The organism is Streptomyces sp. NPDC008317, assembly GCF_042955955.1.
Taxonomy (GTDB): Bacteria; Actinomycetota; Actinomycetes; order Streptomycetales; family Streptomycetaceae; genus Actinacidiphila.
Genome location: NZ_JBIBFQ010000009.1, coordinates 340902 through 353850, shown reverse-complemented (window position 1 = coordinate 353850; position 12949 = coordinate 340902). Strand labels below are relative to the sequence as shown.

At 71.4% G+C, this 12949-nt stretch carries 10 protein-coding genes; 9 read left to right on the top strand and 1 reads right to left on the bottom strand.

The window, feature by feature from the left end; all coding sequences use genetic code 11:
• Positions 1-72 precede the first annotated feature (72 nt).
• Together ACFY9V_RS28225 and ACFY9V_RS28220 are read left to right on the top strand one after the other, a co-directional pair.
• The gene (locus ACFY9V_RS28225; protein ID WP_391163505.1) at positions 73-1353 is read left to right on the top strand and encodes an acetyl-CoA C-acetyltransferase; all 1281 of its coding nucleotides are present in this window, start codon (positions 73-75) and stop codon (positions 1351-1353) included.
• Between the two features lie 94 nt (positions 1354-1447).
• Positions 1448-3358 (top strand): AMP-binding protein, encoded by a 1911-nt coding sequence (locus tag ACFY9V_RS28220; RefSeq protein WP_391163503.1) that lies wholly within the window; start codon positions 1448-1450, stop codon positions 3356-3358.
• A 94-nt stretch (positions 3359-3452) separates the two neighbouring features.
• Here the strand turns inward: ACFY9V_RS28220 and ACFY9V_RS28215 are convergent, their stop codons facing one another.
• Positions 3453-3656, bottom strand: a complete 204-nt coding sequence (locus tag ACFY9V_RS28215; RefSeq protein ID WP_330793863.1) for a cold-shock protein — start codon at positions 3654-3656, stop codon at positions 3453-3455.
• Between the two features lie 409 nt (positions 3657-4065).
• Here ACFY9V_RS28215 and ACFY9V_RS28210 point away from each other — a divergent pair, with 409 nt between their 5' ends.
• The 7 genes from ACFY9V_RS28210 to mqnC all read left to right on the top strand — a co-directional run bounded on the left by ACFY9V_RS28210 (position 4066) and on the right by mqnC (position 12902).
• Positions 4066-4917: a menaquinone biosynthesis protein gene (locus tag ACFY9V_RS28210; RefSeq protein ID WP_355340492.1), complete on the top strand. Its 852-nt coding sequence runs from the start codon at positions 4066-4068 to the stop codon at positions 4915-4917.
• Between the two features lie 104 nt (positions 4918-5021).
• Positions 5022-9599: an RHS repeat-associated core domain-containing protein gene (locus ACFY9V_RS28205; RefSeq protein ID WP_391163502.1), complete on the top strand. Its 4578-nt coding sequence runs from the start codon at positions 5022-5024 to the stop codon at positions 9597-9599.
• A 22-nt stretch (positions 9600-9621) separates the two neighbouring features.
• Entirely contained in the window at positions 9622-10029 is a 408-nt protein-coding gene (locus tag ACFY9V_RS28200) for a hypothetical protein (RefSeq protein WP_391050385.1), read from the top strand.
• Between the two features lie 18 nt (positions 10030-10047).
• The gene (locus ACFY9V_RS28195; protein ID WP_355340480.1) at positions 10048-10362 is read left to right on the top strand and encodes a hypothetical protein; all 315 of its coding nucleotides are present in this window, start codon (positions 10048-10050) and stop codon (positions 10360-10362) included.
• 53 nt (positions 10363-10415) lie between these two features.
• Positions 10416-11069: a hypothetical protein gene (locus ACFY9V_RS28190; RefSeq protein ID WP_391050442.1), complete on the top strand. Its 654-nt coding sequence runs from the start codon at positions 10416-10418 to the stop codon at positions 11067-11069.
• Positions 11070-11153: 84 nt separating this feature from the next.
• Positions 11154-11450: a WXG100 family type VII secretion target gene (locus ACFY9V_RS28185; protein ID WP_188281644.1), complete on the top strand. Its 297-nt coding sequence runs from the start codon at positions 11154-11156 to the stop codon at positions 11448-11450.
• 258 nt (positions 11451-11708) lie between these two features.
• Positions 11709-12902 carry a cyclic dehypoxanthinyl futalosine synthase gene (mqnC, locus tag ACFY9V_RS28180; RefSeq protein WP_355340477.1) on the top strand — a complete coding sequence of 398 codons (1194 nt, stop codon included), beginning with the start codon at positions 11709-11711 and terminating at the stop codon, positions 12900-12902.
• Positions 12903-12949: the final 47 nt, after the last annotated feature.

Genomic DNA, 12949 nt, shown 5'->3' with positions numbered 1-12949 from the left:
TGGGTTCCGGCAAGGAGCCCGGGGCTTCGGCAAAGAGCCCCGAGCCGCCCTCGGGGAGCCCTGGGAGATCGCATGCAGACCCTCCGCCGTGTCGCCGTCGTCGCGGGCAACCGCGTCCCCTTCGCGCGCTCAGACGGCCCGTACGCCACCGCCTCCAACCAGGACATGCTCACGGCCGCACTCGACGGCCTCGCCGACCGCACCGGCCTGCGCGGCGAACGCGTCGGCGAGTTCGCCGCGGGCGCCGTCCTCAAGCACAGCCGCGACTTCAACCTCGCGCGCGAGACCGTGCTCGGCAGCGTCCTCGACCCGACGACCCCCGCGTACGACATCCAGCAGGCGTGCGGCACCGGCCTCCAGGCCGTCTTCGCGGTCGCGGCCAAGATCGCCCTCGGCGTCGTCGACTCCGGCATCGCGGGCGGCGCCGACACCACCAGCGACGCGCCGCTCGGCGTCAACGACGACCTGCGCCGCATCCTGCTCGCCGCCCGCCGCGCCAAGTCCGCCGGCGCCAGGGCCCGCGCGCTGACCGCCGTACGGCCCCGGCACCTCGCGCCCGACGTCCCGCGCAACGCCGAACCCCGCACCGGCCTGTCCATGGGCGAGCACGCCGCGCTCACCGCCGAGCGCTGGGGCATCACCCGCCAGGCGCAGGACGAACTGGCCGCCGCCAGCCACCGCAACCTCGCCGCCGCGTACGACCGCGGCTTCCTCGACCCGTACGTCACCCCGTACCGCGGCCTGGACCGCGACCAGAACCTCAGGCCCGACTCCACCGTCGAGAAACTGGCCGGGCTCCGCCCGGTGTACGGCGGCCCGGACGGCACCATGACCGCGGGCAACTCCACGCCCCTCACCGACGGCGCGGCCGTCGTCCTGCTCGCCACCGAGGAGTGGGCGCGCGAGCGCGGCCTCGAACCGCTCGCCTACCTCACCGCGTACGAGACCGCGGCCGTCGATTACGTCGGCGGCGAGGAGGGGCTGCTGATGGCCCCCGCCTACGCCGTGCCCCGCATGCTCGCCCGCGCCGGGCTCGGCCTCGCCGACTTCGACTTCTACGAGATCCACGAGGCGTTCGCCTCCCAGGTCCTCGCCACGCTCGCCGCCTGGGAGGACAAGGACTACTGCGCGGAGCGGCTCGGACTCGACGGCCCCCTCGGCGCCGTCGACCGCGCCCGCCTCAACGTCGCCGGGTCCTCCCTCGCCACCGGGCACCCCTTCGCCGCCACCGGCGCCCGGATCGTCGCCACCCTCGCCGGGCTCCTCGCGGAGCGCGGGGGGACGGGCCGCGGCCTCATCTCCGTCTGCGCCGCCGGCGGCCAGGGCGTGACGGCCGTCCTGGAGCGCCCCTGACCCGCGGTCCGCTGACGAAAGACGGTTCCGCCGGCACAGCGCCTTGCTCACCCCCCCGGCAGGGGGAAACCCTCACCACGTCTGGAGCCGCAGCATGCCGACACGTACCAGCGGGGAACCCGAAACCCTCAAGGACGGCGACCGAGTCGTCCAGGCCGGGGTCCCGCCCCTCGTACCGCCGCCGCAGAAGGGAAGCCTGGCCGACATCCCGTTCACGAACGCGGCGGAGGCCCCGAACGACCCCGTGCTGAGCAGGAAGGACGTCCGGGCCCAGTGGCACGACGTCACGGCACGGGAGTTCAGGGACCAGGTGGTGGCCGTCGCGAAGGGCCTGATCGCGGCGGGGCTGAAGCCGGGCGACCGGCTGGCGATCATGGCGCGGACGACGTACGAGTGGACGCTGACGGACTTCGCGGCCTGGGCGGCGGGCCTGATCACGGTGCCGATCTACCCGACGTCGTCCGCGTCCCAGACGGCGTGGATCCTGGCGGACTCGGGCGCGGCGGCGTGCGTCGTGGAGAACGTGGAGCAGAGCCGCCTGGTGAGCGGGGAGCGGCGCGGGCTGCCGGACCTGCTGCATCTGTGGCAGCTCGACGCGGGCGGCCTGGCGCAGCTCACGGCGGAGGGCCGGACACTGCCGGACGCGTTGGTGGAGGGGCGGCGGGCGACCCTGACGCCCGGGTCGGTGGCGACGCTGATCTACACCTCGGGCACCACCGGCCGCCCGAAGGGCTGCGTCCTGACGCACGGCAACTTCTTCGCCGAGGTCGACAACGCGATCGAACTGCTGCACCCGGTGTTCACCTCGGTGAGCGAGGAGCCCGCCTCGACGCTGCTGTTCCTGCCGCTCTCGCACGTCTTCGGGCGGATGGTCGCGATCGGCTGCCTGCGCGCCCGGGTACGCCTCGGGCACGCGCCGAGCATCGCGACCGAGGACCTGCTCGCCGACCTGGCCGGGTTCCGTCCGACGTTCCTGCTGGCGATCCCGTACGTCCTGGAGAAGGTCTACAACACCGGCCGCGCCACCGCGGAGAAGATCGGCCGGGCGGCGTCCTTCGACCGGGCCGCCGGGATCGCGCAGCGGTACGGGGAGGCCGTCGTCGCCCGGCAGGCCGGTGCGGGCGGCGGACCCTCGCTCGGACTGCGGCTGGCGCACGCGCTGTACGACCCGCTGGTCTACCGGCGGATACGCGCCGCGCTCGGCGGCAAGGTGCGGTACGCGATCTGCGGCGGATCACCGCTGGGCAAGCGGCTCGCCGCCTTCTACGCGGGCGCGGGCGTGATGGTCTTCGAGGGGTACGGCCTGACGGAGACGACCGCGGCGGCCACCGTGACCCCGCCGTTGCGCCCCCGGCTCGGCACGGTCGGCTGGCCGCTGCCCGGCACGGCGGTACGGATCGCGCCGGACGGCGAGGTGCTGCTGCGCGGCGGCCAGATCTTCGCCGGGTACTGGAACGCGCCCGGCGGCGTACCGGGGGCGGCCGTGGCACCTCCCGGACAGGACTCCGGGGGCGGCTGGTTCCCGACCGGGGACATCGGGGCGCTGGACGAGGCCGGTTATCTGACGATCACCGGCCGGAAGAAGGAGATCCTCATCACGGCGGGCGGCAAGAACGTCGCCCCGGCACCGCTGGAGGACCGCCTGCGGGCGCATCCGCTGGTCGGCCAGTGCATGGTCGTCGGCGACAACCGGTCCTTCGTGGCGGCGCTGCTGACCCTGGAGGCGGACGGCCTCGGGCACTGGCAGCGGATGCACCACAAGGAGGGGCTGCGGCCCGCCCAGCTCGTCGACGATCCGGAGCTGCTGGCGGAACTCCAGAAGGCGGTGGACGACGCGAACTCCTCGGTGTCACAAGCCGAGTCGATCCGGAAATTCCGGGTGCTTCCGGTGGAATTCACCGAAGAGGGCGGACATCTCACGCCGTCGATGAAGTTGAAGCGTTCAAAGGTGGCGCGGGACTTCGCGGAGGAGATCGAGGAGCTGTACCGGAAGCGGCCTCGCTGACCCGTAAAAGGCAGGGGCCCCGCACGGAAGTGCGGGGCCCCTTGGTACTGCAGGTTCGGGCGATGTGATCTCTACCCTTGAGCTAGTCCAAGGACTAGCTGGGGGTGACGTTCTCCGCCTGAGGACCCTTCGGGCCCTGCGTGACGTCGAAAGTCACCGGCTGGTTCTCCTCGAGGGAGCGGAAGCCGGAGGCGTTGATCGCGGAGTAGTGAACGAAGACATCCGGGCCGCCGCCGTCCTGGGCGATGAAGCCGAAGCCCTTTTCAGCGTTGAACCACTTCACGGTTCCGGTAGCCATAAAGCCCTCCTTGGGCCCAAAGGGTTGCCCTGCTCCAGAACCTGCAACTGCGAAGTCTGAAAACTACAAAAGCCTGCGGGTTACATGCTCCGCAGGCTCTGTACTGCAAGGGAAACCAAACTGCAACTTGCGATGAGCGTAGCACGCAGGGTCGAGGCCGGGGAAGGGTCTCAAGATCGGTCTTTTCGAGCCCGTGGAAGGGGTCGCGGAGGGGGTGCCGGGGGAGGGCCGAGGGCGGCCCGTACGGCGGTCCCACGGCGGTTCGCCGACCGTCTCGCGGCGGTCGGCGCGGGACGGTTCGCCGACCGTCTCGCGGCGCTCGGCGCGGGCGTCCCGCGACCGTCACCGCGAGGACACCCCGAAGCCCCCCGGCGCGGTACGGCCCCGACCCAGGAGTAGCGTCCGACAGGTGGACACTTCTGAGCGTGACGCCGAAAGCGGCCGGACCCGCCCCCGGGTCGGCCACATCCAGTTCCTCAACTGCGTCCCCCTCTACTGGGGCCTGGCCAGAACGGGCGCGCTGCTCGACCTGGAGCTGACCAAGGACACCCCGGAGAAGCTGAGCGCCCAGCTCGTCGAGGGCGACCTCGACATCGGCCCGGTCACCCTCATGGAGTACCTGAAGCACGCCGACCAGCTCGTCGCCCTCCCGGACATCGCGGTCGGCTGCGACGGCCCCGTCATGTCCTGCGTGATCGTCAGCCAGCTCCCGCTCGACCGCCTCGACGGCCAGCGCGTCGCCCTCGGCTCCACCAGCCGCACCTCGGTCCGCCTCGCCGAACTCCTGCTCACCGAGCGGTACGGCGTCACGCCCGACTACTACCGCTGCCCGCCCGACCTCTCGCTGATGATGCAGGAGGCCCAGGCCGCCGTCCTCATCGGCGACGCCGCCCTGCGCGCCTCCCTCCACGACGCGCCCCGCCTCGGCCTTGAGGTCCACGACCTCGGCCAGATGTGGAAGGACTGGACGGGACTGCCCTTCGTCTTCGCCATCTGGGCCGCCCGCCGCGACTACTTCACCGCCCGCCCCGACACCGTCCGCGACGTCCACCGCGCCTTCCTCGCCTCCCGCGACCTCTCCCTCGAAGAGGTCGAGAAGGTCGCGGAACAGGCCGCCCGCTGGGAGTCCTTCGACCAGGACCTGCTCCGCCGCTACTTCACCACCCTCGACTTCTCCCTCGGCCGCGACCAGCTCACCGGCATCGCCGAATTCGCCCGCCGCGTCGGCTTCCCGCCCAGCGCCAAGGTCGACCTCATCTGACCCCGCTCCCCGGGCCCCCGGGAACCGGCCCCCTTGCGCGCACCGTCCCAGTGGGCATGATGCGTTGAGTCGAGGTTGTCGTACGGGGGCGGGGGTGTCTGGCGATGGCTCGTCCGACGGATTGGGATGTGCTGGATCTGGACCGGGATCCGGTGCCGGGTGATCCGTTCGAGGTGAAGGAACTCGCGCGGAAGCTGGGGGATTTCGCTGATGATGTCGCCTCGGCGCTGCGGTCGGTGCGGGGTCTGAGCGGTGACACCGTGGTGCAGGAGTGGGCGGGGCTGTCGGGGGACGCGTACCGGCAGCAGTTCGGGGATCTGCCGGGTGAGCTGGACAAGCTGGAGCGGTCCTACCGTCTGGCGTCGGGTGCTCTGGATGATTACTGGCCGAAGCTGGAGACGGCGCAGGGTGACGCGGACCGGGCGCTGGCGCAGGGGCGCACCGCCCGCCAGGAGCTGGACACCGCCAAGTCCCAGCTCACGAACGCTGATGCGTGGGTGAAGCGGGCGCAGGACAAGTCGAAGTCCTACCAGGAGGACCCGAAGCCGGACGTGCCGCCGCCGTCGGCGGAGGAGGTGCGTGCGGCGGCCCGTAATGCCACGGACGCTCAGAGCGCCCACACCACCGCCTCCACCGCCGTCCACAGCGCGCAGGCGAAGCTGGACGCGGCCAAGCAGCTGGCCGCCGACGCGGCCCAGCTCAGGGACGACGCGGCGTCGACGGCGCAGCACGCGCTGCATGAGGCGTCGGATGCGGGGATCAGGAACAAGCACTGGTGGGAGAAGGCGGTCGACTGGGTCGCGGACCACTGGGACGACATCATCGCGGTCTGCAAGGTGATCGTCGCGGTGCTGGGCATCGTCGTGCTGATCATCGGCGGCCCGCTGGCGTGGCTGGTCCTGGCCGCCGCCGTCCTGGTCCTGGCCGACACCGTCATGAAGTACCTACAAGGCCAGGCCAGTTTGTGGGACGTGCTGTTCGCGGCGCTGGACTGCATCCCGATGTTCAAGGGCCTCACCACCGCCGGCGGCCTGTTGAAGATGGCCCGCGAACTCCCGGCGCTGCTGAAGTCGGGGCGGGCGCTGGAGAACATCGCGAACAGCGTCCGCAAGGGCGCGGCGAGTCTCGGTGAGACCAGCCGGATGCTGAAGAAGCTGTTCACGTGCGGTGACCCCATCGACATGGCGACCGGTGAGATGGTGATGTCCGCCACCGACGCCGAACTGCCCGGTGTCCTCCCGCTGGTCATCGAGCGCACCCACCGCACGAACTTCCGCGGCGGGCGGTGGTTCGGGCCGACCTGGGCCTCCACGCTGGACCAGCGGCTGGTCCTGGACGACCAGGGCGTGCGGTTCACCACCGCCGACGGCATGACCCTGGACTACCCCATACCCGGGCCGGGCCTTCCGGTCATGCCCGTCACCGGCCCGCGCTGGCCCCTGACCTGGGACGGCACCCCCGGCGGCACCATGACCGTCGCCCAGCCCGAGACCGGCCAGGCCCTGCACTTCCGCCCGCTGCCCGGCCGCAGCCCCGCCGACCTGCCCCTGCACACCCTCACCGACCGCAACGACAACCGCGTCACCGTCACCTACGACCCGGCCGGCGCCCCCGCCCGGATGACCCACGACGCCGGATACCAGATCGGCGTCACCACCGCCGACGGCCGCGTCACCGCCCTGCACCTGATATCCGCCGACCACCGGCCCGCCCTGACCCGGTACGCCTACACCGGCGGCCACCTCACCGCCGTCACCAACTCCTCCGGCCTCCCCCTGACCTTCACCTACGACCCCGAAGGCCGCATCACCGGCTGGCAGGACCGCAACACCACCTGGTACGGCTACACCTACGACGGCCAGGGCCGCTGCGTCCGCACCACCGGCACCGACGACATCCTCGCCTACACCTACCGCTACGACCCCCACACCCACACCACCCACGCCGTCAACTCCCTCGGCCACACCACCACCTACGAATTCAACGACCGCTACCAGCTCCTTCGCGAAACCGACCCCCTCCACCACACCACCCACCGCACCTGGGACCCCCACGACAACCTCCTCACCCACACCGACCCCCTCGGCCACACCACCACCTACACCTACGACACCCACGGAAACCCCACCCACATCACCCACCCCAACGGCACAGTCGCCACGGTCGAGTACGAGGGCGTCAGGCTGCCCGTCGCCGTGACACAGCCGGACGGCGGACGGTGGCGGTACACGTACGACGAGCGGGGCAACCAGCGGACCGTCACCGATCCGACCGGTGCCACGACGGTGTTCGAACGGGACGGCCGTGGCGCCCTGGCGTCGGTCACGGACGCGCTCGGCGTCGAGCAGCAGCGCATCGAGAACGACGCGGCGGGCATCCCGGTGGCCCTCATCGACGCGGTGGGGGCCGTGGTGCGGCTGGACCGCGACCCCTTCGGGCGAATCCGGGCCGTGACCTCCCCCGCGGGGGAGGTCACCGAACTGGCCTGGACGGTGGAGGGGCTGCTCAGCCGACGGGTGCTGCCCGACGGCTCCACCGACCAGTGGGCGTACGACGGCGAGGGGAACACGGTCGAGCACCGCGGCCCCGACGGGCGGGTCACGCGCTACGAGATCTCCGGGATGGACTCCGCCACCGGGCGCACGGGCACGGACGGCGCCGGATACACGTATGCCTACGACACCGAGCGGCAGCTGACCTCGGTGACCAATCCGCTCGGGCTGACCTGGACCTACGAGCGCGACCCGGTGGGCCGGGTGATCCGGGAGACGGACTTCGACGGGCGGACCATCGGATACGTCCACGACGCGGCCGGTCGGCTGGTCGAGCGGGTCAACGGCGCGGGTGAGCGCACCCGTTACGAGCGGGACGCCATGGGCCAGGCGACCGAGGTGCGCGCCGGGACGTCCGTGTCCACGTACGCGTTCGACGCCGTGGGCCGTACGGTGCGGGCCGTCAACGAGGACAGCGATCTGGTCCTGGCGCGGGACGCGACCGGACGGGTGGTGGCCGAGACGGGGAACGGCCGTACGGTCGCCGTCGAGTACGACGCGCTCGGCCGCCGGGTGGGGCGCGTCACGCCGTCCGGGGCGCGGTCCCGCTGGGAGTACGACCGGTCGAACAGCCCCGTCGTGCTGCACGGCGCGGCCGGAACCGTGTCGTTCGGCTACGACCGGGCCGGGCGGGAGACCGAACGCCGCACCGGGGACCGCCCGTTCCTGACGCAGGAGTGGGACGGCGCGGGACGCCTGGTCGCACAGACCGTGCTCGGCCCCGAGGACCCTTCCGGCGCCCTCGCGCACCGCCGTGCCTACGGATTCGGCGCCGACGGCTACCTCGCGACGATCGGCGAGGCGTCGGCGGAACGCAGGCTGACCACCGACGCTGCGGGTCGCGTCGTCGCGGTGGACGGCGACGGCTGGTCGCAGCGGTACACCTACGACGGCGCGGGCAACCTCACGTCCGGCGGGCCGTCGGAATCCGGCGGACAGGCGGGCGGGGAGCGGACGGAGGACGCCGGCGAGTACACGGGCATGCTGCCGCGCCGCCTCGGCCGTACCCGGTACACCTACGACGCTCAGGGCCGGTTGGCCGGCCGCACCCGCGCCCTGCTGTCCGGCGGCAGCAAGCGGTGGACGTACACCTGGGACGCCGAGGACCGCCTCACCGGGGTCACGACGCCGGACGGTTCGGTCTGGCGCTACCGGTACGACGCGCTCGGCCGCCGGATCGCCAAGGAACGGCTGGGCCCGGACGGGCGGGTGCGGGAGCGCACCGACTTCACCTGGTACGAGACGGAGTTGGTCGAGGAGCGCACGACGGCGGGCGACACGGTCACCACCACGACGTGGGACTGGACGCCGGACGGCGACGCCCCGGTCGCGCAGACCGAACGCAGCGCGCTGCGGGACGCTCCCGACGAGGAGATCGACCGGCGGTTCTACGCGATCGTCACCGATCTGATCGGCACCCCCACCGAACTGATCGGCGACGACGGGCGGGTGCACCGGCAGGGCCGGGCGACGGTCTGGGGAGCGCCGCTGGCCCCGCCGGACGAGGGCGCGTACTGCCCGTTACGTTTCCCCGGTCAGTACGCCGACCCGGAGACCGGGCTCCACTACAACCACTACCGCTACTACGACCCCGAGTCCGCGCGGTACCTCAGCCCCGACCCGCTGGGCCTGGCCCCGGCGCCCAACAACTACGCCTACGTCCACAACCCGACGCTCTGGTCCGACCCGCTGGGCCTGGGCCCGTGCATCTCCGAGATCGCCTACGCCTCCACCGATCTCGCGAAGGCGGCCTTCGAGGCACGGTTCAAGAACGGCGTGCAGTTCTTCCCCGCGGGACGCAATGTGGCCGCGGCCCGTGTGGAGGGTCTTGACGAGATCGTCATCGGATTCAGCAAGGGCAAGAAGCTGCACGCCGAGATCGACATCATCAACCAGCTCAAGGCCAAGGGCATCAGCATGGACAAGATCACGCACCTGTACACCGAGCGGTACCCGTGCTCGAAGATCTGCCTGCCCGCGCTCAAGGGCGGCCTCAGCGACCTCGCGAAGATCACGTACACGGTTCCTTATGCTGAGGACCACGCTTTGGCCGGGGCCGCCCGCGACATGCTCCGGGGGCTGATCAACACCGAGGCCCGCAACCACGGCTGGACCTCCCTGCCGTTCTGACCAGGAGAGCGAGGACATCGCGATGACCGGTCCCAGTGACCAGACGATGGCGGCCATGCGGCGGCTCGCCGCGCAGGTGCGGGACGAGTTGGAGCTGGCCGGGCTGCCGGTCGCGGCCGGGGGGCACCGGCTGGTGGCGCGGGGGGCGCAGGTGGAGATCGACGCGCTGGACGACGACGACCCCGGCGTCGTCGTGTCCTGGCGCCCGCACCCCAGCCTCGCCGTGGCCGCGGACCGGGCGGTCGCGGCGCGGGACGAGGCCGCGGGCACGATGCAGCGCTTCGGAGAGATCGAGCAGGCCATGAGCCCGGCGCTCGCGGCCGTGCTGACGTCGGCGGGCTTCGTCCTCGACCCCGAGGACGACCTGCTGCGGGTCACGGCCGCGCCGCCCGGCGGCGGAACAGTGGGATTGTTGGAGCGGACGACCTGACGTGGGGAGGGGGATCGGATGGGTGGGGCTCCGGATCGGCTCGCGGTCGATCTGACCGGACTTGAGGACTTCGCGCGGACGTTGGACTCCGTGCGGACGACCATGAACGGGACGCGGAAACTCTTCAACTCGTACGAGGCCAAGCTGGGCTCGGACAAGGTGTCGGGGGCGCTCGACAGCTTCGAGCACAATTGGAAGGACGGCCGCAAGGAGATCGACAGCCAGTTGGAGGGGCTGTCGAAGATGGCCGACACCGCGGTGCGCGAGATCAAGAAGGCGGACAAGGACCTCGCGGACCAACTCGCCAAGTCCGCCAAGGGAGACGGCAAGTGACGACCCCCGGCGCGGACGCCGACGACAGCGGACAGCCGCGGCCCGTACGGGTGATGCCCGTCGAGCGGGAGGGCTTCTCCCTCACGGTGCCCATGACGTGGTGGGAGTTCGACCTGCACCCGGCGACCCGCGACGAGAGCGTGCGCCGCACCATCGCGCAGCGCGTCAAGGAGAATCCGGCGCTGGCCGAACACCGCGACGTGCTGGCGCGGTTCCTGCGCAAGGCGGCGCGGGACGCGTACGAGAGCGGCGCGGTGTACGTCGGCTGCATGGCGCAGAACTTCGGCGCGCTGCCGCTCACCGCGTCGGTGACGGTCTCGCTGATCGGCGCGCGGACGCCGGAGGGTGAACTGCTGGCGGCGGACCCGGCGTCGATCGTGGCCGGGCTGCGCGCGCGGGAGGCGGCCAAGGACGGCGACCCGTGGCGCAAGGTGACCACCGTCGACATCCCGGAGACGGGCCTGGCGGCGCGGACGTACGGCATCGAGGACGTCACCGTGCCGGGCGACTCGCGGACGGTGCGGACCGTGCTGATGCAGACGTTCATCCCGCTGCCGGGGCACTCCGACAAGGTCGCGCTCGTGGCGGGCAGCAGCGCCGTACTCGACCTGGCGGACTCGTTCTTCGACATCTTCGACGCCGTCACGTCGACGTTTCGGTACCGGGAACCAGGGGCTGCACCCCTCACGTCCTCCCCTGTAAGTTGAGGCATCAGCAGACCATCAGACAAATCTGCGATCAGGAGCCACGGGGGTCGGCCCTGCGGCACGTTCGACGAGAGGTAAGCCGCTATGGCTAATGTCAACGTTACGTACCAGGACATGCGGGATGCGGCCACCAAGCTGCGCACCGGTCAGCACGAGATCACCGAGAAGCTGAACACGCTGCACAAGTTCGTTCAGGATCTCGTCAACGGCGGCTACGTCACGGACCGTTCCTCGAAGCAGTTCGACCAGTCCTACAGCGAGTTCAACACCGGTGCCACCAAGACCATCGAGGGTCTGGACGGCATGGGCAAGTTCCTGGAGAGCGCGGCCGACGCGTTCCAGCAGGCGGACGAGCAGCTCGCCAAGGGTCTGAACGGCTGACGGTCCCCCCGACCGTCCGGCACGACCCGCGAGACCCGGCGTGTGCGCCGCGGCGACATGATCCGCCGCGGCGCACACGCGCGTCCGGCACCCCCGCGCGTTCGGCACACCCGCCGTACGTCCGGCACACCCGCCGCGCGTCCGGCACACCCGTCCGTGGGGGCCGTGGGTCGTCCGGGACGCTGGCGTACGCTGGGCTGGTCCGTCCGCACTCCACGTCCGCACTCCACGTCCGCACTCCTCCGAAAGGACCTCCCGGTGAGCGATACCGCAGCCGTCCTCGACCGTGCCGCCGCCGGTGGCCGGATCACGCCGGAGGAGGCGCTGGACCTCTACCGCTCGGCGCCCCTGCACGCGCTGGGCTCGGCCGCCGACGCCGTACGCCGCCGCCGGTACGCGGGCACCGAGCACATCGCGACGTACATCATCGAGCGGAACATCAACTACACGAACGTCTGCGTGACGGCGTGCAAGTTCTGCGCCTTCTACGCGGCCCCCAAGGACACCGACAAGGGCTGGTCGCGCGGGCTCGACGACATCCTGCGGCGCTGCGCGGAGACCGTGGAGCTGGGCGGCACCCAGATCATGTTCCAGGGCGGCCACCACCCGGACTACGGGGTCGAGTACTACGAGGAGCACTTCTCCGCGATCAAGGCCGCGTACCCGCAGCTCGTCATCCACTCCCTCGGCGCGTCCGAGGTCGAGCACATGGCGAGGATCTCCGGGGTCAGCGCCGAGGAGGCGATCCGCCGCATCCACGCGGCGGGCCTGGACTCCTTCGCGGGCGCCGGGGCCGAGCTGCTGCCCGCCCGGCCGCGCAAGGCCATCGCGCCGCTGAAGGAGTCCGGCGAGCGCTGGCTGGAGATCATGGAGACCGCCCACAACCTGGGCGTCGAGTCCACCTCCACCATGCTGATGGGCACCGGTGAGACCAACGCCGAGCGGATCGAGCACCTGCGGATGATCCGCGACGTGCAGGACCGTACCGGCGGCTTCCGGGCCTTCATCCCGTACACCTACCAGCCGGAGAACAACCACCTGAAGGGGCAGACGCAGGCGACCCTCTTCGAGTACCTGCGGATGATCGCCATCGCGCGGCTCTTCCTCGACAACGTGGCGCACATCCAGGGGTCCTGGCTCACCACCGGCAAGGAGGTCGGCCAGCTCTCGCTGCACTACGGCGCCGACGACCTCGGCTCGGTGATGCTGGAGGAGAACGTGGTGTCGTCGGCCGGCGCCAAGCACCGCTCCAACCGGATGGAGCTGATCCACCTCATCCGGTCCGCGGGCCGCGTCCCGGCGCAGCGCGCCACCACGTACGAGCACCTGGTCATCCACGACGACCCGGCGAACGACCCGGTCAACGACCACGTCGTCTCGCACCTGTCGTCCACGGCGATCGAGGGCGGTACGGCGCACCCGGAGCTGAAGCTGCTGGACGCCTCGCGCTGAGGCGACCGGGGGCGGCCTGCCCCCGGAGGCCCGGCGTGCTGGATCAT